This is a genomic window from Vibrio sp. 10N.239.311.G01, assembly GCF_041465805.1.
Classification (GTDB): domain Bacteria; phylum Pseudomonadota; class Gammaproteobacteria; order Enterobacterales; family Vibrionaceae; genus Vibrio; species Vibrio crassostreae_C.
Genome location: NZ_JBFSRM010000008.1, coordinates 36,044 through 60,868 on the forward strand (window position 1 = coordinate 36,044; position 24,825 = coordinate 60,868).

At 45.4% G+C, this 24,825-nt stretch carries 18 protein-coding genes and 1 pseudogene; 9 read left to right on the forward strand and 10 right to left on the reverse strand.

Going from position 1 to position 24,825, the window contains the following annotated elements; genetic code table 11:
* Nucleotides 1-3 precede the first annotated feature (3 nt).
* The gene (locus tag AB6D06_RS08525; RefSeq protein WP_019823845.1) at nt 4-1,344 is read right to left on the reverse strand and encodes a Na(+)-translocating NADH-quinone reductase subunit A; all 1,341 of its coding nucleotides are present in this window, start codon (nt 1,342-1,344) and stop codon (nt 4-6) included.
* A gap of 521 nt (nt 1,345-1,865) precedes the next feature.
* Nucleotides 1,866-2,174, reverse strand: a complete 309-nt coding sequence (gene bolA / locus AB6D06_RS08530; RefSeq protein ID WP_076677920.1) for a transcriptional regulator BolA — start codon at nt 2,172-2,174, stop codon at nt 1,866-1,868.
* Between the two features lie 174 nt (nt 2,175-2,348).
* Here bolA and AB6D06_RS08535 point away from each other — a divergent pair, with 174 nt between their 5' ends.
* From AB6D06_RS08535 to AB6D06_RS08550, 4 genes are all read left to right on the forward strand, one after another.
* The gene (locus AB6D06_RS08535; RefSeq protein ID WP_372110113.1) at nt 2,349-3,500 is read left to right on the forward strand and encodes a methyltransferase; all 1,152 of its coding nucleotides are present in this window, start codon (nt 2,349-2,351) and stop codon (nt 3,498-3,500) included.
* Between the two features lie 66 nt (nt 3,501-3,566).
* A complete protein-coding gene (locus AB6D06_RS08540; RefSeq protein ID WP_017067736.1) occupies nt 3,567-4,136 on the forward strand; it encodes a YajG family lipoprotein in 570 nt (189 codons plus the stop codon).
* Nucleotides 4,136-4,684: a peptidylprolyl isomerase gene (locus tag AB6D06_RS08545; RefSeq protein ID WP_017067737.1), complete on the forward strand. Its 549-nt coding sequence runs from the start codon at nt 4,136-4,138 to the stop codon at nt 4,682-4,684. Before AB6D06_RS08540 ends, AB6D06_RS08545 begins: the two co-directional genes overlap by 1 nt.
* Nucleotides 4,685-4,737: 53 nt before the next feature.
* Nucleotides 4,738-6,096 (forward strand): AmpG family muropeptide MFS transporter, encoded by a 1,359-nt coding sequence (locus AB6D06_RS08550; protein WP_372101231.1) that lies wholly within the window; start codon nt 4,738-4,740, stop codon nt 6,094-6,096.
* 62 nt (nt 6,097-6,158) lie between these two features.
* On the opposite strand, the pseudogene AB6D06_RS08555 reads toward AB6D06_RS08550, so the two are convergent.
* Nucleotides 6,159-6,378: pseudogene (locus AB6D06_RS08555) on the reverse strand (2-dehydropantoate 2-reductase); the annotation flags it as partial.
* A gap of 360 nt (nt 6,379-6,738) precedes the next feature.
* On the opposite strand from AB6D06_RS08555, the gene AB6D06_RS08560 reads away from it, so the two are divergent.
* The 3 genes from AB6D06_RS08560 to csdA all read left to right on the forward strand — a co-directional run bounded on the left by AB6D06_RS08560 (nt 6,739) and on the right by csdA (nt 9,790).
* Nucleotides 6,739-7,488: an outer membrane protein OmpK gene (locus tag AB6D06_RS08560; protein ID WP_102428259.1), complete on the forward strand. Its 750-nt coding sequence runs from the start codon at nt 6,739-6,741 to the stop codon at nt 7,486-7,488.
* A gap of 110 nt (nt 7,489-7,598) precedes the next feature.
* Nucleotides 7,599-8,519: a 2-dehydropantoate 2-reductase gene (panE, locus tag AB6D06_RS08565; RefSeq protein WP_372101229.1), complete on the forward strand. Its 921-nt coding sequence runs from the start codon at nt 7,599-7,601 to the stop codon at nt 8,517-8,519.
* Nucleotides 8,520-8,578: 59 nt separating this feature from the next.
* Nucleotides 8,579-9,790, forward strand: a complete 1,212-nt coding sequence (csdA, locus tag AB6D06_RS08570) for a cysteine desulfurase CsdA (protein WP_372101227.1) — start codon at nt 8,579-8,581, stop codon at nt 9,788-9,790.
* 69 nt (nt 9,791-9,859) lie between these two features.
* On the opposite strand, the gene csdE is transcribed toward csdA, so the two are convergent.
* The 4 genes from csdE to AB6D06_RS08590 form a co-directional block, all read right to left on the reverse strand.
* On the reverse strand, nt 9,860-10,288 hold the full coding sequence (csdE, locus tag AB6D06_RS08575; RefSeq protein WP_017059900.1) for a cysteine desulfurase sulfur acceptor subunit CsdE: 429 nt from the start codon (nt 10,286-10,288) through the stop codon (nt 9,860-9,862).
* A 37-nt stretch (nt 10,289-10,325) separates the two neighbouring features.
* A complete protein-coding gene (gene tcdA, locus AB6D06_RS08580) occupies nt 10,326-11,135 on the reverse strand; it encodes a tRNA cyclic N6-threonylcarbamoyladenosine(37) synthase TcdA (protein WP_017059899.1) in 810 nt (269 codons plus the stop codon).
* A 113-nt stretch (nt 11,136-11,248) separates the two neighbouring features.
* Nucleotides 11,249-12,361, reverse strand: a complete 1,113-nt coding sequence (gene mltA, locus AB6D06_RS08585; protein WP_017064192.1) for a murein transglycosylase A — start codon at nt 12,359-12,361, stop codon at nt 11,249-11,251.
* Between the two features lie 81 nt (nt 12,362-12,442).
* Entirely contained in the window at nt 12,443-12,916 is a 474-nt protein-coding gene (locus AB6D06_RS08590; protein WP_017064193.1) for a DUF2850 domain-containing protein, read from the reverse strand.
* A gap of 161 nt (nt 12,917-13,077) precedes the next feature.
* Between AB6D06_RS08590 and argA the strand changes: the two genes are divergently transcribed.
* Nucleotides 13,078-14,415 carry an amino-acid N-acetyltransferase gene (gene argA, locus AB6D06_RS08595; protein ID WP_017065782.1) on the forward strand — a complete coding sequence of 446 codons (1,338 nt, stop codon included), beginning with the start codon at nt 13,078-13,080 and terminating at the stop codon, nt 14,413-14,415.
* A 283-nt stretch (nt 14,416-14,698) separates the two neighbouring features.
* A complete protein-coding gene (locus tag AB6D06_RS08600; protein ID WP_046224581.1) occupies nt 14,699-14,890 on the forward strand; it encodes a hypothetical protein in 192 nt (63 codons plus the stop codon).
* Nucleotides 14,891-14,971: 81 nt separating this feature from the next.
* Here the strand turns inward: AB6D06_RS08600 and recD are convergent, their stop codons facing one another.
* From recD to recC, 3 genes are all read right to left on the reverse strand, one after another.
* Nucleotides 14,972-17,182, reverse strand: a complete 2,211-nt coding sequence (gene recD / locus AB6D06_RS08605; RefSeq protein WP_372110114.1) for an exodeoxyribonuclease V subunit alpha — start codon at nt 17,180-17,182, stop codon at nt 14,972-14,974.
* Complete coding sequence (gene recB / locus AB6D06_RS08610) at nt 17,182-20,856, reverse strand: exodeoxyribonuclease V subunit beta (RefSeq protein WP_372110115.1); 3,675 nt, start codon at nt 20,854-20,856, stop codon at nt 17,182-17,184. The genes recD and recB overlap by 1 nt, the downstream gene beginning before the upstream one ends.
* Before the next feature lie 409 nt (nt 20,857-21,265).
* Nucleotides 21,266-24,742, reverse strand: coding sequence for an exodeoxyribonuclease V subunit gamma (gene recC, locus AB6D06_RS08615; protein ID WP_372110116.1), 3,477 nt, complete (start codon nt 24,740-24,742; stop codon nt 21,266-21,268).
* Nucleotides 24,743-24,825 lie beyond the last annotated feature (83 nt).

Consider the following 24,825-nt stretch of genomic DNA (forward strand, 5'->3'; position numbering starts at 1 on the left):
AAATTACCCTTCCTTCTCAATCGTATCTAGGCATTCACGAAGTAGTTGACCGTACTCGTACTTACCTGGACATACAAAGGTACACAATGCTACATCTTCTTCGTCTAGCTCTAGCGCACCTAGTGCTTGAGCACTATCAATGTCGCCTGCACATAGATCACGAAGCAGCAATGTAGGTTCCATATCTAGAGGCATTACGCGCTCGTAGTTACCAATTGGAACCATTGAGCGGTCACTACCGTTTGTTGTCGTTGTCATGTTGAACAACTGACCTTTAAACAGGTGACCAAGGAATGAACGAGTAACAGAGAACTTGTTCTTACCAGGCATAGCCCAGCCGAATAGCTCTTTATCACGACCTTCACGTAGAACAGAAACTTGCTGATGGTAACGACCAAGGAAAGCATGTGGACCTGTTGCTTCAGTACCCGTAAGTACAGAACCAGAAATCACACGAACTTCGCCTGGCATTAACTCGCTGTCTGTCAACTCTTCAAGGCTAGCACCAATTTGAGTACGAACTAGACGTGGGTTGTTCACCACTGGACCAGCCAGAGAAACAACACGCTCAGAGTAAATCTCACCAGTAAGGAAAAGCTTACCGAATGCGATAACATCTTGGTAGTTAATGCTCCACGCTACATTTTGTGCATTTACCGGATATAGGTAATGCATATGCGTGCCTGCAAGACCTGCAGGGTGTGGGCCATCAAAAACATGTTCTTCAACGTTAGACTGAGCTGAACGAGGTAAGCTAGTACCTTTTTTACAAACGTACACTTTACCGTTAGTCAGAGTTGAAAGAAGATCTAAACCAGCAACGAAAGCATCAGACTGCTCGTTAATGATTAATTCTGGCTCAGCTGCTAGCGGATTAGTATCCATAGCAGTAACGAAAATAGCCTGAGTTTCAGAATCAACTGCTGGAACCTTGCTGAACGGACGAGTTCGCAAAGCGGTCCATGCGCCAGACTCAACTAACTGAGCTTTAACCGTTTCACGGTCAAGGCCTACTAGTTGGTTAGCTTCATAGCTATTGAACGTGATTTGCTCATTGCCTGCTACTTCAATCACTACTGATTGAAGAACACGCTTAGCACCACGGTTCACTTCAATAACTTTACCGCTTGCTGGAGAAGTAAATACAACACCTGGGTTCTTTTTATCTGCAAAAAGAACTTGGCCTTTCTTCACTTCATCACCAACGCGAGCATGCATCGTAGGACGCATACCAACGTACTCTTCGCCAAGCAAGGCGACTTTAGTGATGGACTTACCATCATTAATCACCTGGGATGGAGTTCCTGCGATAGGAAGATCCAAACCCTTCTTTATTGTAATCATACGCACTTGCACTACTTTATCGGGAAAAAGATTCTTTTAATTGCGTAAATTCGGGACGTTTTAAAATCGCCCTTAGACACGACATTACAGTGTCCGGTTTTGGTAAATTTGAGATACCAAAATCGCAACATTTTCATAATAAAATCACCACACGAATCATGTGAGATTTATCAGGTGCGATATTCTAGCATTTTTTGACAACTCGATGCCATGACCAATAACTTGAATACAGCCTTTATTTGGTGAGATTTGAAGCATATGGCCTCTCAAATATGTATAAATTTGACGAGCCGCACAGATAAAATGGCTTTTGAATCGTGTTTTAAACAAGAGATTAATACTCTGTCACAAACTAATATTTTACTAGTTATGTTGAAACACTGTTAATAAAAACATTACTCATTGTAGGTATTTGAGCTCGTTCAATTTGACATCAGTTTGGGTGATATAACAACGAAAAACACATAGGTTTGGCGGCAAAAAAGGCGGCATCACCACCTTTTGTCAAAATGCTCGCTGTGTTACTTGCCACCACCCATACACATAGGGCTGTCTGGCACGTTATCGAGCTGCTTCATCCATTCATCTTTTGTATAAGTGTGAATGGACAGTGCGTGAATATTATTCGCTAACTCTTCTGAAAGAGCTTTATTTACCGCTCGATGACGAGCAATAAGACGCAATCCTTCAAACGCATCACTGACAACAATCACTTTAAAATGACTCTCAGAACCGGCCGGAACATTGTGCATATAGCTCTCATTAACCACGTTTAAATGACTTGGTGAAAACTCATTGTGCAATTTTGTTTCGATAACTTCTTGGATCATTGTGATTCCTTAATAACGTATTGGCATTATCCGTGGGATGAGTATAAACCCTAAGCGGTCGACTGTCTGAGTATTTGATAGCGAATGGCGTAGGTTTGCTTGAGTTTTTTCTATCTTGTTCAGCCTGCATTTGAGACAATATCTTTGTTATTTCTTACATAAGTATCTCAAGCAATGAAAACCGAACTTACCCTTCACGATAGAACTTTAACCTTACATCGTTTCCCGAAACGTTCAAATGAAACCCTTCAAGCTTGGGATGCGGGCGACGAATACCTGATCAGTCATGTTGAAGAGATGAACCTTGAACCTGGCAAACACATCCTGATCATGAACGACAGCTTCGGTGCCCTATCCGCTTGGTTCTCGAAAGATCATGATATCACTATGATGAGCGACTCATTTATCTCTCACCGTGGTGCCCTGAAAAACTTGCAGCGCAATCAAAGTAATCGAGTGAACTTCTTGAACACGATGGATGATATCCCACACGGTATCGATCTTGTGATCATGCAACTGCCAAAAACAAATCGTCACCTAATCTGGCAACTGAGCCAGCTACGCCAAGCATTGCCTGTAGGCTGCCAAGTGATTGGCGTCAACAAGGTAAAAGAGATTCACACTTCTACGCTTAACCTGTTCGAAAAGTACCTAGGCGAAACCAAAACATCACTAGCGAAGAAAAAACACCGCTTAGTATTCTCGTCTCCAAACTGCCAGCCTATTCAAACAGTAGAGCCTTTTGTTGAATGGGATGTGGACGGTGAAGATATCCGTCTGAAAAATTTACCAAATGTTTACTCAGGGGAAGCACTCGATCAAGGCGCTCGCTATATGCTAGAGCATATCCCTCAAGATCCAGAGCTGCGTCATATCATCGACCTAGGCTGTGGCAACGGTGTATTGAGCGTAAAAGCAGGGCAATTGAACCCACAAGCTCGTATTACCTGTGTGGATGAAAGCTTTATGGCTGTGGAGTCAGCACGCCAAAACGTCAAGGATAACCTTGGTGAAGACGGCAACTTCCAGTTCATCGCCAACAACTGTTTAGATGGCTTTAAGAAAAACAGCACCTACTTAGTGATGTGTAATCCTCCATTCCATCAGCAACAAGCGATTACTGATCACATTGCATGGCAAATGTTCTGTGATGCAAAGCATGTTCTTAGCAATGGAGGCAAATTAATTGTTATTGGCAACCGACACCTCGGATACGATGTCAAACTAGCGAGACTATTTGGTGAAGCTAACGTTGAAACGCTTGAACTAAACCAAAAATTTGAGATATTACAAGCAACAAGAGAGCCTGCGAATTTTAATAAATAAGCAGAAACGACTTCACAAGAATTTAAGATACCGAGCTTCTGGTGTGAATTTAGAAAGGATAAAGGAATGAAAAAACTGATTTTGGCTGCTTCTATTATGGCTTTGACAGCATGTTCAGCCCCTCAGCAAGAACAAATCAATGTAATGCCAGAAGCTTCACTAAGCTCAAGCAACCTTGTACAAGGCAAAACATACACACTAACCAGTAAAGATGTTCGTGCCGCTCAATATGTTGCATTGGTTGATAGTGGCCGTTCAAACATTCAACCAATTCATGCTAAGCAAAACATGCGTATTTCTCTAGAAAACGCTATTGCTCAGCAGTTAGAGTCTCAAGGTTTTCGTGCAAGCGTAAACAGTGAAAACTCAATTGTTTTGGAGATTCAAGAAGCGCTTGTTACCGTAGAACACACCATTATGGAAAACAAAATGGACGGTAAAGTAACGCTTGAAGTTACGGCTGAAACGCCTGAAGGCAAACTAGTGAAAACATTCAACGGTACTGCAACGCGCACTGGTGCCTTGAGTGCGTCAAATGACGACATCTCTATGGTTCTTAATGACGTGATTAACTTGGTTCTTACGGAAATCGCTAACGACCAAGAGCTACAAACTTACATGAAGGAACGTTTCTAATGGTTCGTATTTTATCTTCTATCGCATTAATGTTGGTGAGCGTGAGCGTTTGGGCTGGTCCTAAAGTGAACGTAGAAACAACATTAGGCGACTTCACAATTGAGCTTAACCAAGAACAAGCACCGGTTAGTGCGGAGAACTTCCTAAAATACGTTGCTGACGGCAGCTACGAAGGCACTATCTTCCACCGTGTTATTCCTGGCTTTATGGCTCAAGGTGGCGGCTTCGATCAAGAGATGAATCAACAAGCAACTTACGCTCCTATCAAGAATGAAGGCAGCAATGGCTTGAAGAACGATACAGCAACAATCGCGATGGCTCGTACTAATGCGCCAGATTCTGCAACTCGTCAGTTCTTCATTAACTTCTCTGATAATGACTTCTTGAACGCAAAAGGTAGCAACCCAGGCTACGCTGTATTCGGCAAAGTAACTGAAGGTTTTGATGTTGTTCAAAAGATGGCAACGATTCCAACCAAGCGAATGGGCCGCATGTCAGACATACCAGTTGACCCAATCGTCATCACTAAAGTGACCCTTCTTAAGTAATCCAATGTAACGCCCTTATTTCTTAAGGGCGTTTTTCTATACAAGGACGCCCTATGTCATCAGGCACTCCCTCTCTTTCTTGGATGCAGACTTTTCGCAGCTACCTAGATAAACGTCTACTTTGGGTGTTTATGCTCGGCTGTTCGAGTGGCTTCCCATGGGTTCTTATTGGATCCAACATGTCTGGCTGGCTAAAAGATGCAGGTTTAACGCGTGCTGCCATTGGCTACTTTGGTAGTGTGTTTGCCGTGTATGCGATTAACTTTTTATGGGCACCATTGGTAGACCGAGTAAAACTGCCGGTGCTTCACGCAATACTCGGCCAGCGCCGCAGTTGGATCTTTTTCTGCCAAACCATTGTTTTAATCGGCACCTTATTCATCGCAGGCGTCAATCCCGCAGAGAATTTGGCGTTTACCTCAATGTTGGCGCTCGCTATTGCCATTGCCTCAGCCACGCAAGACATCGCGATTGATGCATTTCGTATTGATACCTTCCCAAAATCCGAAGCATCAAAACTGCCGCAAGCTTCTGCAATGGCCGTAATTGGTTGGTGGACGGGGTATTCTCTACCAGGCTACCTTGCCTTTATTAACGCAGACTCAATCGGTTGGAATGGCGTGTATTACGGAATGGCAGGCGTCGTTGTCGTACTAATGCTGTTTACTCTTTTTGTCGGAGAGCCAAATACACAACGCGAAGCCCTGCAGGAACAGGCTCAGCAACGCCACAATAAGGTTGTCGGTTCGAAAGTCGTGGCTTGGTTCAGTGTTACCGTGTTAGAACCGTTTTATGACTTCTTCAAACGAAACGGAGTTCAAGTTGCCATCACCCTACTGCTGTTCGTATTCCTATTTAAGATAGGTGAAGCCTTCCTAGGTCGCATGTCGATCACCTTCTATAAAGAGATAGGTTTCAGTAATGAACAGATCGGTCATTACTCCAAGTTAATTGGCTGGGGCGCGACGATATTCTTCACTTTGGTAGGCAGTGTCTTCAATGTGAAATTCGGTATTGTACGCGGACTGATGATCGGCGGTGTGGCAATGGCGGCCAGTAATCTAATGTTTGCGTGGATCGCTCACACTGGCCCGAGTGAAACCTTGTTCTTGGCAACGATTATTGTCGATAACTTCACAACCGCCTTTTCAACAGTAGCTTTTGTCTCTTTCTTAACGCTATTAACCGGGCAAGCATTCTCAGCGACACAATATGCATTACTCGCATCCTTGGGCAATTTCGGTCGAACAACGCTGGCTTCCTTCAGTGGTGAGTTGGTTGATTACCTCAATGACTGGTCAACCTTCTTTATACTGACTGCACTCATGGTGATACCGAGTTTGATCATGCTCTATTCGTTACGCCACTTTTTCACGGATTTATTAGAAAAAGCCAAAAACAATCAAGAATAGAGTCAAAAAAAATGATAAGAGGGTAGCATTGAGCTTCCCTCTTTTACGTTCGGTCTTCAGATCTAGTCTGTTGTGTCGCTCACGATAAGATTAAAACCTGTTCCCATCGAGTCATCAATCGCCACAACCAAAGGCTGACCCGCTACAGTAATCGTCACAAAGTAAGACCCCGCCGCAACATAAATGCCATTCGCATAATCTTTGAATTTCACATCACTTAGCGCCGGAGTGCTGCCAGCAATACCCACCGTTTTCGGTCAAAGATAGATCAAAGACTGGATTGTAAGACGGGTTGAATTGTCATTTTTTAAGAGAAAACGCTTAGAAACGAATACTGTTGATTTTGATATGCATATCACTCTATTTAGTATAATCGTTTGCTTAGAGCATCAATTCACCAATTTATCTACAAAATAATCAGATTTCACAAAATCAATAGAATCCAAGATGCATCAAGATGCATTACCACCTTAAAGTTCCATCATTTAGATCATTAGTGTGATCAACTTCAAATTAATAATTGTAGTTTTCACTCTTTCTCACTTTTATTTGAGAACAAAATCGCTATTATGCTCGGCATTCGGACATCATAAACACGCACGGATTAGCGGGTTATTCATTTTTAACATAGAGAGTTCCATTATGCGTAAATCACTTTTAGCTCTTGGCGTAGTTGCAGCTGCAACAGCAATCCCTGCTCAGGCAGAATACTTATATGGCTTTGGTAGCATGTATGCTGATTACCAAGTTTGGGACCAAGGCTTTGGTAACGATGACGATAACTTCGGTGGTGACATCTCAGATCGTAACCAAGCTGTTATTGGTATCGAAGGCGGTGCTGCATTTGACTGGGGTCAAATCTACGGCTTCTACGACTACGAAGGTGTTGATCGTTCAGGTGATGATCGCGGAGCTTCAACTAAAGGTACTATCCACTACAACCTAATGGATACTAAAGTTAGCCTTTACGCACAAGTTTACAACACAGATACTGATGCTGGTTTCCATGAGCAAAACCGTGTTCTTGGTCTTGGCTATACTGGTCTAAGCGGTGACGGTTGGGCATTCACACCATTCATCGGTGCACACCAAATTAACTCTGGTGATATCAGCGGTTCTAACGGTGGTATGGCTGGTTGGGTTGGTTACTACAATACTGACATTGCAGGTCAAAACTTTACGTTCTCAACTTGGGGCGAATATGAATTTGCTCGTAACGATGAGTACTCAGAAGTTCAAGGTGGCGACTACGGTCTAAATGGTAGTATCAATGCACTATGGAACTTCCACCAAAACTGGTCAACTGGTGTTCTTTACCGTTACACAGTGAACAAGCTTGCACGTAAAGACTACCAAGATCTAATCATCTACCGTCTACAGTACAACTTCTAATCAAGTTAAAACTTCATTAGATAAAATGGCACCCTCGGGTGCCATTTTTTATTGCTTTCATTTAATGCCTCGCTATCCTTGCAGCATCACTTTCTTATCTCGGTATTGCTGTGAACATCACTATTGTTGGACCTGGAGCTATCGGCTCTTTATGGACGATAAAACTGCTTAAAGCGGGTCATAATGTCTCTTTGTGGAGTCGTTCTTCCGACCACTCCATTGAGCTATCACTTGATGGACAACCCTCTCTCCCTATCAGTAACAACAATATCGAACGATTAGCCGCGAGTGACTTGGTTATCTTCACCGTCAAGGCTTGGCAAGTCGAAACCGCAACCACTCCGCTCCTCCAACATCTCGACCCAGACACCATTCTCATGTTCATGCACAATGGAATGGGCGCGGTCGATAATATTGCTACTCAAGTCGATGGTTACCCCGTTGTATTGGCGACCACGACTCAAGCCGCATTCAAACCCAGCCGTAATCATGTATCTCATACAGGGTTAGGCCACACCCAATTGGGTGCTTTTAACCAAGTCGGTCAGCAATGCACGTTTTTAGTTGATGTCCTCAACCATGCCCTGCCAGAGGTAAGCTGGAACCCTGAAATAAAAACTGCGCTTTGGACTAAGCTCGCGATTAACTGTGCCATAAATCCACTCACTGGGCTCAAGCAGATTAAGAATGGCGAACTTGCTGATCACCAATTTGAGGGGGTGTTGCGTTCGATAGTTCAAGAACTGACAGAAGTGATGCAAGCAGAAGGGATCGCCTGTTCATTCGATGAATTAGCAGCAAGCGTCAAACGCGTCATCCTAGCGACGGCAGAGAACTACTCTTCAATGCAGCAAGATATGTTTTATCAGCGTAAGACAGAGGTCGACTTCATTAGCGGCCATCTAATCAAGACAGCACTTAAGCACGGCATAAAGGTTCCTGTTAACCAAAAGCTGTTTGCTCAAGTCAAAGAGCAAGAAAAGCGCTGGGATCATGAATATTCGTCAGCAACGCTTAACAAGTCGCGATAAAATAACAAGACCGCTCAGCATAATGCTAGCACCCACTTTCAAGATTTAGGTAAGAACAGATGTTTGATATCAATCACATCCGAGAGCAGTTTCCTGCGCTATCCCAAACCATCAATCAACAACCGTTGATTTACTTAGACAGCGCGGCGACGACACAGAAGCCTCAGGTGGTTATTGATGCCATTAGCCAATATTACTCGAAGCAGAATGCCAATGTGCACCGTGGTAGTCATAGCTTAACGGCGAACGCGACCAGTCAATTTGAAGCGGCAAGAGATAAGATTGCTCAGTTTATTGGTGCAAGCTCTTCAAAAGAGGTCATCTGGACTCGTGGTGCCACGGAAGCACTTAACCTAATTGCTCAAACGTATGCAAGAAGCACGCTTCAACCTGGTGATGAGATCTTAGTGAGTGAGATGGAACATCACGCCAACATAGTGCCTTGGCAAATGGTGGCAGAACAAACCGGCGCTAAAGTCGTTAAAGTACCGATGACATCGGATTGCGAATTTGATCTACAAGCTTTTGATCATCTTCTTAATGATAAGACCAAGATTGTTGCCTTAGCTCAGATCACCAATGTCACTGGCTCTCGCCAACCGATTGAACAAGTGATCGAGAAAGCACATAAGATGGATGCCATTGTTGTGGTCGATGGCGCGCAAGGTATTGTTCATGAGCCCGTAGATGTTTCATCTTTAGGTGCGGATTTCTACGTATTCTCTGGACACAAGCTCTATGCCCCTGCGGGCATCGGTGTGCTTTACGGCAAGCTTGAATTGTTAGAAGCGATGCCACCTTGGCATGGTGGTGGCAAAATGGTCGAGCGCGTCTCTTTCTCTGGCACTACTTTTTCAGAACTGCCTGGCAAATTCGAAGCGGGCACGCCAAATGTGGCAGGAGCCATAGCACTAAGCACCGCAATAGAATGGTTAAGTGGTTTTGTACAACAAGATGTCGAAAATCATATCCACCAACTACAACACGAGACTTATCTTGCTCTCAGTAAACTGGATGACATTCAGATTTTAGGGTATCAACCTAACGCAAGTGTGATTACTTTTGTGATGGATGGTGTTCACCATCAAGATATAGCGACTCTACTGGATCAGCAAGGTATCGCAGTACGTGCAGGACATCATTGTGCTCACCCATTAATGGATGCACTTAATGTGAAAGGAACGGTTCGAATTTCATTTGGTATTTACAACAACATGGATGATGTTGAAAAGCTCGTAGCGGCGATAGAAAAAGCCGTTGATATGCTTTAGGGAGTAGCGAAATTACTTAGGGTTGGCGTTTAACGTCAACCCTTTTTGCTTCTGTGTATCAAGGAGATATTAAGCACTTAGCTCTTGGATTTGAGCAACAATCGCTTTTAATCCATTACCGCGAGATGGGCTAAGGTGGGTAATTAGACCGATTTGTTCAAAGTAACCATCAATATCGAACGCTTGAACCTGCTCTGATGTTTTTCCATCATACGCAGCCATCACTAATGCAATCAGACCGCGCACAATACGAGCATCAGAATCAGCACAAAAGTGCCAAACACCGTCGATATTTTGAGAAACCAACCACACTTGGCTTTCACAGCCAGAGACAATCACCTGCTCACTTTTCAGTTCATCAGGCATCGTTGGCAGTTTCTTACCCCATTGAATCACTTGGCGATAACGGTCTTCCCAGCCGCTGAATGTCTGCATCTTCGCGACGATATCATCACTGGTAATTTCAGTGCCGAATGGAGAGCTTGGGAATGTGGTCATTTTAATATCCAGTCGATTGTTAATTGAGTAAAAGACGTTACTTAGCGTGCTTTTGAATCAGCTTTTCAACGATACGCGAAACAGCTACAAAACCAAACGTCGCCGTTACAACTGTTGCCGCACCAAAACCCGTCGCACAATCCATACGTTTTGGACCTTCTGCTGTCGCTTTCGCAGCACATACACTGCCGTCAGCTTGAGGGTATTTCAGCTGTTCAGTTGAGAACACACAATCGATACCAAACTTACGTGCTGGATTCTTAGGGAAGTTATGATGACGACGAAGGGTATCTTTTAGCTTCTTCGCTAGCGGATCTTGAATCGTCTTAGTCAGATCAGCCACTTTGATTTGAGTGGGATCGATTTGACCACCCGCACCACCGGTGGTGATCACCTTAATTTTGTTGCTACGACAATATGCCAACAGTGAAGCCTTAGCTTTCATGCTATCAATCGCATCTAACACAAAGTCGAACTCTTTCGATAGGTATTCAGCCTGATTGTCTGGGCCAATAAAGTCATCAATCAGGTTCACTTTACACTCAGGGTTAATCAACTTAACGCGCTCAGCCATCACTTCGATTTTGCTCTTGCCAACCGTACCCGACATTGCGTGGATCTGACGGTTGATGTTGGTCACACACACATCATCCATATCGATCAAAGTCAGCTCACCTAAACCAGTACGAGCAAGCGCTTCAACCGCCCATGAACCTACACCGCCAATACCGATCACACACACGTGTGCTGCTCTAAGTATGTCGACTTCACTATTGCCATATAGGCGACGGGTGCCACCAAATCGTTGGTCATAGTTTTCTGAAGCTGGAGTGGTCAATTCACGCATTGTTGCCGCCAATTTATTTCTGAGAAAAAGAAAAGAGTGCGTTTTATACGCACTCTTGAATAAAAAGTCTAGGGGATTAGCGATTCGCTTTCAATGCCCTATTTTATTGTAGCTTACTCAACCTTTTCAGGAGGCAAAGCCCAAGGCGCTTCAGTTGCGCTGCCATCTAAACCGAGCTTCCACACACGACCAAAATGCTTGTAATGGCCCGCTTCTGTACCCGCTCGAGGGCCCATGCCGTGGTAAAGGTCCAAATGGTTTTGCTTAACCGCGCCGCCCGTATCCAAAACCAATAGCAGTCTTAGTTGATGAGCGCCGCTCCAAGTACCATCAGCATTCAATAATGGAACCTCAGCAAGAATCGGCGTCCCCATAGGCAAGATAGAGCGATCGCCCGCAACCGCCGCCATAGGTAATAGAGGAATGCCCGCGCTACCCATCACAGATAGGTCGTCTCTCGCTTCAAAAAACACGAAAGATGGGTTTTGCTCAAGCAGCTCTTTGACCACTTCAGGATCGTTTGCCAATACCCACTCTTTGATTGCTTTTAGCGACATTTTTTCGCGTGGAACTAAGCCTCGTTCAATCAGAACACGGCCAATGCTCACATAAGCTTTATTGTTCTTACCCGCGTAGGCGAAATACTGCAGCGTGTCATCATCACCGAAGTGTACAAATCCACTGCCCTGTACTTCCATCATAAATGGGTCGATACGGTTTGCTGAGTAACCTAACTCAAGGCCCTGACCTTCTAGTGCGCCGTTGTAAATCTCTTGGCGTGTTGGACACTCTTTACCACACTCAGGAAGCCCGTAAACAGGGTAACGATATTCTTCATTCGCTTCGTGGCGCAGCTCCATCACAGGAGAAAAGTAGCCCGTGAACAAAACATTGCCTTGTTTATCACCACCACCTAGTTGAGCGGTTTGAACGCCAAAATTCGCTAGCTCGCTTGGATCTCCACTCAGCATCGCCCACTCATTGAGTTGTTGATAAAGCGGCTCATAGATTTTAGCCATCGAAGGGGATTTAGAAACCACCATCTCAGCTTGTTCTGCAAATGCGGTGTAGTCTCTTGGTTTATTGGATTCAACCTGATCGACCTTATTCAAGGTGCGAGGAAATTCGTCATCAAGGTGTTGCTGAGCAAGATCAGTGGGTTGAGCACAGCCAAATAACAAAGAGGCAGCGACAAGGGGAAGCCATTTTTTAATCACAAGAGTCATCCTAAAAATTCTATGCATCGAGGATGACAAAAACAGTCAGATAACACAATCTTAGATTGTAAGAGTTTACAAGAAGATAACCTATCGGACGGAGTTATCGATATGGCCCTTAAGGCGGAAGATAGGATTGTAGTGACTGTCAGAATCGAGCACCATTTCTGTATTGTCAGAATTGGTCATGCGGAAGCGATAGGTTTTATCACCCGCCTTGTATTCAAAGTAGTTTCCATCAAAGTCAAAGCTCGTCGAAACAACAGACCCACGAACTGACACACCATTAGCATTCAGAACAAACTCATCGGTCGCATAATGTGCAACATCTTGCTCTATCCAAGTGCCGTATATCAGATTGTCGGGCGTCGCCGCATTTTGCACTCGGGAAAGCACATCGCCGAACAAAGAAACCACCGCAAACGAACCCACTAAGGCTAGAACCATTAAACAACGTTCAATGATCTTACGCTTCAACTTAGATTGATTGCGCTGATCAGCTTCGCTGTAGAGACCTTTGGTTATCTCATCGATTTTGTTCTTTGTTGCTGGAGCTTGTTGCATTCGGTGACTACTCATAAGGATGCTATGCGCATTCTACACTGAGACAGTTTATATATTGAAGCCTAGATAAGATTAGTTTGCGCTTTATTCCAAAAAGGTGTTGTTTACATTTGAATTTAAATGCTAAATTATCGAATAAATAAACAAGATGGACTTGTTCTGTGAAATTAAGAAGTACAGCGCTAGTAAAAGGTTTCAGACAATCAACCCCTTACGTAAATGCTCACCGTGGCAAAACCATGGTCATTATGCTGGGAGGCGAAGCCGTTGCCGACAGGAACTTTGGTAACATTATTAGTGATATAGCCTTGCTCCACAGCCTTGGAGTAAAGATTGTTCTCGTTCACGGAGCAAGACCGCAGATCAACCAATTGCTCGCCAAGCAAGATTGCCATACGCCTTATCACAAGAATATTAGGGTCACTGATGAATATTCTTTGGGCGTCGCTATGCAGGCTGCTGGACAGCTTCAACTTGCCATCACCGCACGCCTCTCAATGAGCTTAAACAACACGCCGATGGCAGGCACTCAACTCAATGTTATGAGTGGTAACTTCATTACGGCTCAACCGCTTGGCGTGGATGACGGTACGGATTATTGCCACAGCGGGCGTATTCGTCGAATCGATATCGAAGGGATCAATCGCACGCTTGACCAAGGTTCAATTGTACTGCTTGGCCCTATTGCCAGCTCCGTGACAGGCGAAAGCTTTAACCTACTTTCTGAAGAGGTCGCTACCCAAGTTGCTATTCGTCTAAAGGCCGACAAGCTGATTGGCTTCTGCTCCGAACAAGGGGTAACAGATGAACGCGGTAACGTGCTCGCCGAACTCTTCCCTAAAGATGCCAAGCAAATTCTAGAACGATTAACGGAATCTCAAAATCCTGCCGAAGACATGAGCACAGGAACACTGCGCTTCTTGAAAGGAGCGATCTCCGCTTGTCGAGCTGGTGTGCCTCGTTGTCATCTAATCAGCTACAAGGTAGATGGCGCATTAATCCAAGAGTTGTTCTCTTTTGACGGTATTGGAACCCAAGTGGTCATGGCTAGTGCCGAGCAAGTAAGACAAGCTCAGATTGACGATATTGGTGGCATATTTGACCTTATTCGTCCTTTGGAAGAACAAGGCATTCTCGTTCGTCGCTCAAGAGAACAATTGGAACAAGAGATTCACCGCTTTACGATTATCGAAAAAGACGGACTGATTATTGGTTGCGCTGCACTATATGCGTATCCGGAAGATCACATGGCAGAGATGGCGTGTGTGGCGATTCACCCTGACTATCGCGATGGAAACCGTGGGCAATTGTTGCTGGATTACATGCGTCACCAATCAAAATCTCGTGATATCGACCAGATTTTTGTCCTTACTACGCACAGCCTTCACTGGTTCCGTGAACAGGGTTTTTACGAGATAGCGGTTGATGAATTACCGATGGAAAAACAAGGGTTATACAACTATCAGAGAAACTCAAAGATCTTGGCGCTCAACGTATAAATAAAGTTTTGGAGCACAATCTCACTTCGACAGAAAAATAATTGCAAATGTAATCGTTTTCTATATGAGATTTATTAACTATGCACTTTCACTCACACGTATAATTGTATAGAATTTAGACGCTTTAATAATCTTAACAAATGTTTTTATTGGAATTGCCATCTCGATAGTCATGTCGAACTCATTGAGGTGGTCACTGCACGGATTGCTATACCCGTTGACGGCCAGCACGCTAACATTAGCTCTGCTCGTTAATATAAACAGCAAAAAGAGCAATATTGATATGAGAACCATTGTTTGTAACTCGCTGCAAAGTTTTTGGGATATGGCTGATAACCAATTCTTAGAAGGGCTAGACGTACACTGCGTGTTCCCTGTTAGCGAGAATCTAAAAGAGTTTATTTTGAATTGCCAAGCAAAGTACAAGATAAACCACATATCGTTTACTCGAGCGTTTTTAGGCTCTGATTCCTAATAACGCTCAAAGCAACCAAGGATGGTTGCTTTGTGTTTGTCTAGCCCTAAGTTCAAAACCTTCTCTAGCCGTCCATAACGACTAATTCGTTAAGCGACTGCCTAAACCACTCACTCGCTCTGTTTTCACCTTAATCCCACGCTTCAACACATTTGTATCGCTGAACATCATCAGTCGTTTCTTCGCACGTGTAATACCTGTATAGATAAGCTCCCGCGTTAAAATAGGGCTGAAATCTGGCGGCAAGATCATTAAGGTCAGATCAAATTCACTACCCTGAGATTTGTGTATTGTCATTGCATAAGCCGTTTCATGATCGGGCACTCGGCTTGGTAGCACAGCTTTTACGCTGCCATCGGGCAACTCAAAATAGACCTTCAAACGAGGGGTTAAGTCAGGTTGACTAGAACCCGCCTCAAGCATACAGATACCAATATCACCATTGTACAAACCCAAGCCATGATCATTTCGCGTCACCATAACAGGACGTCCGTGATACCACAGCTCATCATTATGAGGGCTCACCAAACGCCTTGCGGCCAGTGCTCTTTCAATTCTGTGGTTGAGGCCTTTAACACCAAAATCCCCTTCACGAATGGAACACAACAGTCGGCATTGGCTGAACAAATCGAGTACCGATTTCGCTCTCGCTTCTTGAGTTTCTAACTCTTCCAACGGCACATTCATTCTATTGAGGTACGCACCATACTCGTTAACCAAAGTACGCAGCATCAGGTTATAGCTGTCACTCGACAGAGGGTGGTTTTCGATATCGCCAAAACCTTTGGCAAACACTTGGTCTACTTGATTCGCAGAACCATTATTGATTGCTTTTGCCAGCTGACCGATACCGGAGCGCGCATCGAAACGATAACTCTTCTGCAGCATACACAAGCTATCCGCAATCGCAGGCGGATTCACCGCTCCAGCTTTGTCTTGTCTTGGTTTAGCTATCGCATCAAAACCTGTCATCTCTGCAATCAAATTGCCTTGCGCTGTGCTGTACCCTGCAGAGTTGAATGAACAGATATCACCGAGCACAGCACCTGCCTCTACTGAAGCGAGTTGGTCTTTATCACCCAATAAGATGAGCCTTGCGTGCTCAGGAAGTGCATCCACCAGCTTATACATCATCGACAGATCAACCATTGAAGCTTCATCCACTACCAAGATATCAAGGTGGAGTGGATTGCGTCGGTTATGCCTAAACTCAGCACGGTTAGGAATCGCGCCGAGTAATCTGTGTAAGGTGCTCGATTCGGTCGGTATGTTGGCTTTCACTTCAGGCGCTAATGGCAGCTGTTCAATTGCTTTACCGATCGACTCGGTTAAACGCGCCGCCGCTTTACCCGTTGGTGCCACTAGCTTAATCGTTGGTGTTTTACCTTGGCTGAGAGATTGCTCGACCATCGCCGACAGTAATTTGGTTACCGTGGTTGTTTTACCAGTACCCGGCCCACCAGAGATCACTGCAAAGCGACGACTTAGAGCTACTGCTGCTGCCACTTTTTGCCAATTCAAACATGCCGATAGCGGTACCAAGCTGTCTAGAACATCTAAGTCCGTTACCTGCTTGGCTTGAACAATCGCTTGGTCAATTGCGCCCCAATTCAAAGATTGCTCATCGACAATATCAAGATGGTCACACACCAATTGTTGGCGTAATACCTGAGACGTCTGCTGATTTGCTTCAGCCCTGGCTAAGGCGTTAAACAGAAAATGATAGCTACGTGCAAAAAGCAGATTGAGCGTTTCAGTCAGCGCTTTTTTCTGCTCAGTATTGAACTCTACCGGCTTACTTAAACGGTTTAAGGTCTCAGCCAACACAACTTCGTAGTTCCAATAACGCTGTAAATAGACACGCTGCCCATCGAACATTAGAGGCTTAACACAATCGTTGGTCGTTCCCACTAAGTTTGATGATTGAAGCACAGCCACCCAATCAATACCCAACAGTTTTTGGTTCAATTGCAGTGCAGTTTCACCGTATAACCCAAGTAACTGAGCAAGATCTGCCGCTAGTTCAGGGCCTGTCGTATGCTGCTGTATAAGCTGAGTACAAATGTGTCCTTTGCCTAATTCATGGCTCACTACCCCCGCGAGAAAGCCGATCTCTTGAGGGTAGCTCGTGGCTTGCTGAGCAAGAAAACGGGCAAATTGATAATCCAACTGACGAATAGAACCCTTATCCGCAAGAAACTGGAGTACATCCATCAGTTGCTCAGGAATAAGTGAAACTGGCTTTGCTGTGTTCGCAGTATCTATGCCAGTATTAGTGGTCGTTGTTGTCATTATAAAAGCCCCATCTGTCCAGTTTCATCGTCATTCAATTGTGCCGAACGTCTGTCTATCACTTTACCGTCAATCAATTGATCCATTTCATCAAGTAAAGCCAGTGTTGGTTTCGCCGAGAAAATACCTTGCTGAGATTGGCCGTCCATTCCTCGTAAGAACAAGTAGTACACGCCACCAAAATGTTGTTCGTAGCTGTAATTGGCAACTCGGCTGCGTAAGAAACGGTGCAACGCCAATGCATAGATTTGATATTGCAAATCATAGCGATGGTCGGCCATCGCCGATTTCAATGCCTCGCCATGGTAGACAGCAACATCATCTCCTAAGTGATTCGATTTCCAGTCGAGTACATAGTATTTACCTTGGTGCTCAAACACCAAATCGATGAAGCCTTTCAACATACCTTGCACGGTTTGGAAACCTAGATCGCCCGCTTTGGCTGACAATGGATCGTGATATTGAATGGTTTGATTCAGTTCAGATGCAGCCAATACTTCGATCGGCAGTAAGAATTCCATCTCAACTAAACGTTGCGTCGAGTCTTTCTCGCTTAGCTTTAAGTTCTTGCCGTCTAATGCGGTGTTCAGCACTGTATCGACCAGTTGCTGAAGCACAGGTAGCCACTCTAATTCATATTGCTCTGATTCTAATAAGTGAGTGATTACTTGCGTGTTATGTTCACTGGTTGCTGGCTCGGTAAATTCAACCTCCTCAAACAAGGTGTGTAAGAAAGTACCTGGGCGAGCACCACGAGGGAACGTAAAGATAGAGCGTCCAGGCTCAATCAACTCAGACTCATCCTGCTCATCAGCCGAGTCAATATCAAAACCAGACACCTCAATGGTCGCGTCATGACTCGCACCGTGACTGCCCTGTTTGACAAGCCCCGAGTAACTGGTGATGCGCCAAGCTCGGTCAATTGAAGCCTTAAGTTCACTGGCCTGTAAGTCGTCACTCACTTGCTCTGTTTGCACAAAAATTTGTTCGTGAGCGGTAGGTGTTTCGGCTAACAGCACACTGGAATTCTTACCCTCAATAGCCGATAGAGCTTGATGCAATTCGGTAATACCCTGCTCTTGTCCGTTTTGAACCAAGTAGCCCATGGCACTCAAATGCACGCCTGTCGGTTCTTTGGTTGAACGCCCTTTACGTAGCGGTGCCATGCCAATAAAACAGCCATAAACCGCACGAGTCAGCGCTACATAAACCAGGCGCAAATCTTCCGCTAGTCGTTCTTTATCGGCTTGCGCTAAGGCACTATCGCTACCCGTAATATCAAGTACCGTGGTATCTGAGTCATGGTCGTAGAACTTGCCTTCGCTCGCTTCTCGGTAACTCGCGACAAATGGGAGGAATACAAGGTCATATTCCAAACCTTTCGATTTGTGAATAGTAACAATTTGAACCAAGTTTCTCTCTGACTCAAGACGTTGAATGTCATCTTCACTGCCGCCTAAACCATTTTGTGCATCTGATATCGCTTCTGCCAACCAACGCAACAAGCCATAGTCACTGTCGAGCTCCTGCCTAGCTTGTTGCAACAATTCGCCAATGTGCATTAAATCAGTGAGTGAGCGCTCACCATTTTCTTCTTCCAGTAAGCGTTCCGCGAGATGTCGTTTACTGATCACGCTGCGAAGCATTGGCAACACGCCGCGCTGAAGCCACAACTTACGATATTCTCTAAACTCGTTAACGACGTTTTCCCACACCACTTCATCGTTGTTGAGTTCATCCAATGATGCGGCATCCAGAGCAAACAACTCCGACGCTAAACTGGCGCGTAATGCTCGATCGTTTTCAGGTGTCAGCACAGCTTGTAGCAAGCGTTGAATATCTTGTGCGACTAAGCTGGTAAACACACTGTCTCGGTTCGACAAATACACACTCGCAATGCCTTGTTCAGACAGCGCATTTTTGATCAGGCGACCTTCACTGCCGGTTCGAACCAAGACAGCAATATCACCCGCATTCACGGCATGTTGTTTTTTGCCGTTATCAAAATAGGCTTGCTGGTTTTGAGAAGCGGTCAGAATGGTTTGAATTTGACTCGCCGTCGCCTCTGCCATTGCCTTGTGATATTCGCCCTTTGGTAACGGCTTGTCTTCAGCCTCTTGCAGCCAAAAGGTGAGTGCGTGCTGAGTTTCTCCGTTCATCACCCATTGGCGTTTGTCGGCCGATGGACTGGCAGCAACGGGCAAGAATGGAATGTCTTGATCGTAGATAAACGGGCTATCCGAGTTCATAAACACTTGGTTTACTGCACTGACCATATCGGCACTTGAGCGCCAGTTAGTGCCTAAGGTGTAGTGAGCACTAACTTGGTTTCTCGCCTTGATATAGGTAAAGATATCTGCGCCACGGAAGCCATAAATCGCCTGCTTTGGGTCACCGATCATAAACAAGCCGCACTGCGGATTATCAAGATAGATTCGGCTAAAAATACTGTATTGCAGTGGGTCGGTATCCTGAAATTCATCGATCATCGCCACCGGGTAGAGCGTGCGAATCCTTTCCACCAGCAGTGACTGCTCATCGACATCGATCGACGCAGATAACTGGGTCAGTAGGTCATCAAACGACAACCACTGCTTTTGCTGTTTCGCCTTGGCGAGCATAGTTCGACAATGAGTAATCGCATGCGCCAATAACGGAGCTTTCAAATCAGCTGGGTGATTTAAGAAATCCTCAATCGCTCCGAAAACTGCATGCTGAGGCGCGGTGCCTTTTGGTGTTTTTTCAATTAACGTTGCTTGTGAGAACTTCTCTAGTTTATCTGGAAACTGGTAATCATGAGTGTCGCTCTGCGCCCATGCTGTCACAGCTTCTAACCATGTCGGCAGAGATTTCTTAGTGTAGCTACGCTTGTTCACATCCGAAGCAGAGATCAAAGCCAAAAAGTCCGCTTCGGATTCACACCACAGCGCTTTAAGTTGCTTCACTTTATCTAGGTTTTGGTTGTGCAGAGTTTGCAAGTCGCCCGACATCGCATCTACCGTCAATTTCAGCGGAGATCCTGTCAGATAACGATTTACGTCTGCTAATAACGCAGCAGGTGAACCCCAGATATTACGAACCTCACCAGCCAGTTGAATGGGCAGCGGGTAAAACTGTTTACGCCAATAGTCAGCAACTACTTGTGCTTTTAGGTGGCTTTCATCGGTCACAAATTCGTTATCAAAGCGGCTTCCAGACTCAAAAGCATTTTGAGTCAACATTCGCTGACAGAAACCGTGAATGGTGTATACCGCAGCCTCATCCATTTGTCTTTCAGCATTGAGCAGTGTTTTCGCAGCGCCTGCGTGGTCTTCGATCTCTTGCAACAGAGGCGCAATCACTGGGTCGTCACTTTGCCCACGTGCAAACGCAATGCGTGCATCATGAATACGAGCACGAATACGATCTCGCAGCTCAGCCGTAGCTGCTTCAGTAAAGGTCACCACCAGAATTTGGTCTACGGTTAGCGGCTCATGGTGTCGAGTGGCTTCAGTCAGATCACCTTGTGGAGCGGCCGTGCCATGCCCGAGCAGTAGGCGTAAGTACAAGCCAGCGATGGTAAATGTTTTACCTGTACCCGCTGATGCTTCAATTAAACGCGCGCCATGAAGTGGAAACGTCATGGTATCGAGTGTCTGTGGAGCGATTACCTGAACACTGCTTGTGGTCGTCATGCCTTACTGCCTTCTGATAAATGTGTTGTTACAAATGTGACCTAGCGTGGAAAACGTCATTCAATTTACGTCCTACGCTAATTTGTTAATAGTTAGTGCGATCTCTCTCACGGATCAATTCGGATCGCCTCGCTACTATGCGCCCACGAGTTCAGGAGCACGTACGAGTTTTGTACTTTACGGCGTTACTTTGAACCACAGAATAATGGTCCCTCTGACCTGTGGCCGTACAGCGAACGCCCTACACTAATAATGATTTACTGGCGGCCACTTTATTTCCTGTACCTTGCTTCTATTCACCTTGATTCCCTTCATCTTGAAAGCAAGCGTACCAAACGCTTACCAGCGACTCTCTTTTGTCTTTCATTAATTCAGCGCACTCGCTATTGATCTTGTCGATCACAGCCACCTACTCCTGATCTTCCAGATCGGCAGCAGCCAACCTTGCCGCCTGTAGCACAAGCGTTGAATACATACGCGACTCAGTAGCCAATTCATCGTCCCATTTAGACCAGATTCGTGAGATGTAGGTATCTCTACCCTCGCCCGTGAAGGCGAAGCTGTCATTAAAGGTATCGGCCATTTTCTTGAGTGACTTTTCTTCATCATCGACCCACTTACCACGGCTAAAGCCCGCTTCAACACCAGCTAATGCCGTTTTCGGGAAGTATGGCAATGGTGCAGTCATACCTTGATAAAACAGTCGTACTAACTCAGCTAATATACTCTTCGCTTGCTGCGCATCGCCGATAGGTTGTAGCGTTTGGTGAACCACGCCCTCTTTTCTGTCATAGCCAATAATATGGGTCGTTTTTCCGTGTCCCATAACAGCGCAGGATAGATGATCAATCCACGCAGCCAAATAATCTTGAGAGCGTATTTTGCCGCTACGGAAACGCACTAGACCTGATTGATAGTTTTGAGTTAACCACCCCATCAAGCGAACAGGCTTACCTTCGCCTAACACGTCAAACTCGATATTCACTTCGAGATCTTGCTGCGGTGATCCGCTCACAAATCTAATCTCTTTGGCTAAGTCTTCCGCTTGAACACGATTGGTTTCAAATTCGATGTCACCAAAGGCGCCGACCGGTAATCGACCTTGGGCTTTTTGCTCAGAGACAAACAGTCGCACCGCTTCGTCTGCACCTTCTGGGTGGTCCAGCAACACTTGCAGCAGCGCATCTTTAAGCTGGAAGCTCTCTAGTCCATTGAGTACGAATGGCTCATCGTCTTCCATTACAGGAAGTGGCGGTTCAAACACCACTTTGAGACGGCGATTAAAGAAGTACTGCACTGGCAAACGCCAAAAACGCTGTAACTCAACCAGGTCCAATTCCAACGGGTACGTTGCCCCCAACAAATAGTCATCCAATGCACGATTGAATTCACCACTGCGCTCACCAGAACGATTTGCCGCAGGAAGCCATTCTTTGGCGTAGCTCAATACATGACCTGCATCACCTTGCGTAAAGGCTGCTGGGCTAAATGGTGTCATGGTGTGTTCAAAGCTGATTGCTTGAGTCAGTTTGATACCAGAATCATCACTTGGTAACGCTTGATCTGCACTTAGGCAGTAGTTCTGGTGGCAGTACTCAATCAACTCAGAAACCAATACCGACGGTACTCGCTCAGTATTATCTTGAATCGAGCGGCCGACATAACTGATGTATAAACACTCTTGCGCCGACAACATCGCTTCTAAGAATAGGTAACGGTCATCATCACGACGAGAACGATCTCCCGGACGAGTGCGTCCGTTCATCAAATCAAAACCTTCCGGCGGCATTGAGCGTGGGTAAACACCGTCATTCATGCCTAATAGACAAACAGTTTTGAACGGGATAGAACGCATCGGCATCAGGGTACAAAAGTTCACTTGCCCCGCTAAGAAACGCTGACTGATACGCGCACCCGACAGTTTATTGTTTAAGTACTGATAGATAATGCTTAGCGATAGTTCTTGTTCGTACAAGGCATCATCAAGCTGTTCATTCAGTTGCGAAAGTGCATCACGAATCGACTTAAGCACCACCTCGCCTTCTAGCTCAACGGCGAAGAAATCATCAATCATTTGCAGCAAGGTTTCACGCCACATATCGATGGATTGCGTCTCAGCAAGGCGTTGACGGTAATGGGCAATACGATCAATAAAGTGCGCTAACTTACCAGCAAGTTCGGCGTTAATGCCCTGAACTTCGTTATAAGCTGCAATTGGAGAGTGTCCAGTTTCAAACAAACCTGCGGAATCCGACATCGCATAACCCAGTAACATACGCTGGATACCAAATAGCCAAGTATTTTGCTCGGTGGCAGGCAAATCAAACTCTGTTGCCGTAGAAGAATCGACGCCCCAGCGGATACCCGCTTCTTCAACCCACTGCTTAGCTTGTTCAAATTGAAATTCATCAATACCGAAGCGTGCCATCATCGCTGGGATTTCTAATAGCTCTAGAAGTTCAGAAGCTAGACAACGCGTGTTCGGTAACGCGACCAACTGCATGAACGCGGTCAGAATTGGGCTCTCTTGGTCTGCCGTTCTATCCGAGATCGAGTAAGGGATATAACGCTCACCCGGAGCATTACCAAATACCGCCTGAATAGCAGGGCTGTAAGCATTGATGTCTGCCACCATCACAATGATATCGCGTGGTTTTAAGCTTGGATCAGCATCAAACATCGCTAACAACTGGTCATGGAGAACCTCCACCTCGCGCATTGGGCTGTGACAAGCGTGTACCGTCAACGAACGATCGCCCAGCTCAACCACTTGTTTGTGGTTGCTGGAGTCTAAGATGTGATCGTCTTGGTGCTCTTCTAACTCAAGAATATCGGCTTGCAGTTGATGCAGCAGGCTGTCTCTCTCGACATCAATAAAGAACTCATGCTCTTCGCTGTCTGATTGAGACAGCAAGAACAGGTTATCTCTGCCCAGTTTACCCATAGACGCCAGTAAGCTATTACCGACCGCTTGGCTGGTATGCAGTTCGTCTTCAATATTGGCTTCAATGCCATCTTTTAATGGTGAGACTTCGCCTTCTAGCTGAGGTAAACCATCAACCAAAGCAAACTGCTTACGACGCTGCGCTTCCACTCTCGCCAAGTATTTACGGTCACGAATATCGCCCCAGTAATGTTGGCAAGGGTTGGTAAACATCAGGTGGACATCAATCTGCTCGCCAAGCGCTTTCAATGCGTCCATATAACGAGGAGGCAGTGACGAAATACCAAACACAAACAGACGTTTCGGCAGGTGTTGTAACTGGCCTTGTTGATTAGCTAACGCTTCAATGAAGTCGTGATACAAGTTACCACGGTGATATTTCGATTGGCCTTGAGAGAGCGTTTGCTCGTAGAGTGCCTTCCACAAAATCGGCTGCCAAGGGTGCTCTTGTTGCCCTTCACTATCAATCAATTCTGCAACGGGTTCTCCCGCTTCCCACATCGCCATCCACTCAGGTCGATACACCAAGTAGCCATCGAAGATATCGGCAACTTTCTCGGCTAATTGATACAACTTAGAGCCGTCTTCGTCGTTTTCAAGATAGCGCTGTAGGGGTAAGAAATCAGGGTGGTCAAGCTTAGCGGGTAACAAACTCATCAGCTTCCATGTCATCGCTTCCTTGTTAAAAGCACTGCGTTTAGGTACATCAGGAAGCACTTGGGTAAACATATCCCAAATGAAGGTTGCTGGAAGAGGAAAGTCTATATTTGCTGCTACACCAAACTCTTTGGCGAGTTCCATCTTAAGCCATTGAGACATACCTGGGCTCTGAACCAAGATCTGCTCTTTTTCGAAAGGGTTGGCTAAAGGATCACTTTTGATTAAATGAACGAGAAGGATTTTTAAAGTATCGACTTTATTGGAATGGTAAACAGTAAACAAAGTGCACTCACGCTAATCTTGCCACAATATAAAGCCAGATTAGCATAAGTGCCGAGTTTGGATTAGGAATATAAGCTTATGAA

Bases quoted from the DNA above. Each gene is read 5' to 3' on its own strand.
- AB6D06_RS08550 (WP_372101231.1), top strand. From the start codon at position 4,738: ATGTCATCAGGCACTCCCTCTCTTTCTTGGATGCAGACTTTTCGCAGC.
- AB6D06_RS08540 (WP_017067736.1), top strand. From the start codon at position 3,567: ATGAAAAAACTGATTTTGGCTGCTTCTATTATGGCTTTGACAGCATGT.
- recB (WP_372110115.1), bottom strand. From the start codon at position 20,856: ATGACGACCACAAGCAGTGTTCAGGTAATCGCTCCACAGACACTCGAT.
- AB6D06_RS08545 (WP_017067737.1), top strand. From the start codon at position 4,136: ATGGTTCGTATTTTATCTTCTATCGCATTAATGTTGGTGAGCGTGAGC.
- AB6D06_RS08600 (WP_046224581.1), top strand. From the start codon at position 14,699: ATGAGAACCATTGTTTGTAACTCGCTGCAAAGTTTTTGGGATATGGCT.
- AB6D06_RS08560 (WP_102428259.1), top strand. From the start codon at position 6,739: ATGCGTAAATCACTTTTAGCTCTTGGCGTAGTTGCAGCTGCAACAGCA.
- AB6D06_RS08535 (WP_372110113.1), top strand. From the start codon at position 2,349: ATGAAAACCGAACTTACCCTTCACGATAGAACTTTAACCTTACATCGT.
- AB6D06_RS08590 (WP_017064193.1), bottom strand. From the start codon at position 12,916: ATGCAACAAGCTCCAGCAACAAAGAACAAAATCGATGAGATAACCAAA.
- AB6D06_RS08525 (WP_019823845.1), bottom strand. From the start codon at position 1,344: ATGATTACAATAAAGAAGGGTTTGGATCTTCCTATCGCAGGAACTCCA.
- tcdA (WP_017059899.1), bottom strand. From the start codon at position 11,135: ATGCGTGAATTGACCACTCCAGCTTCAGAAAACTATGACCAACGATTT.
- bolA (WP_076677920.1), bottom strand. From the start codon at position 2,174: ATGATCCAAGAAGTTATCGAAACAAAATTGCACAATGAGTTTTCACCA.
- csdE (WP_017059900.1), bottom strand. From the start codon at position 10,288: ATGACCACATTCCCAAGCTCTCCATTCGGCACTGAAATTACCAGTGAT.
- csdA (WP_372101227.1), top strand. From the start codon at position 8,579: ATGTTTGATATCAATCACATCCGAGAGCAGTTTCCTGCGCTATCCCAA.
- mltA (WP_017064192.1), bottom strand. From the start codon at position 12,361: ATGACTCTTGTGATTAAAAAATGGCTTCCCCTTGTCGCTGCCTCTTTG.
- recD (WP_372110114.1), bottom strand. From the start codon at position 17,182: ATGACAACAACGACCACTAATACTGGCATAGATACTGCGAACACAGCA.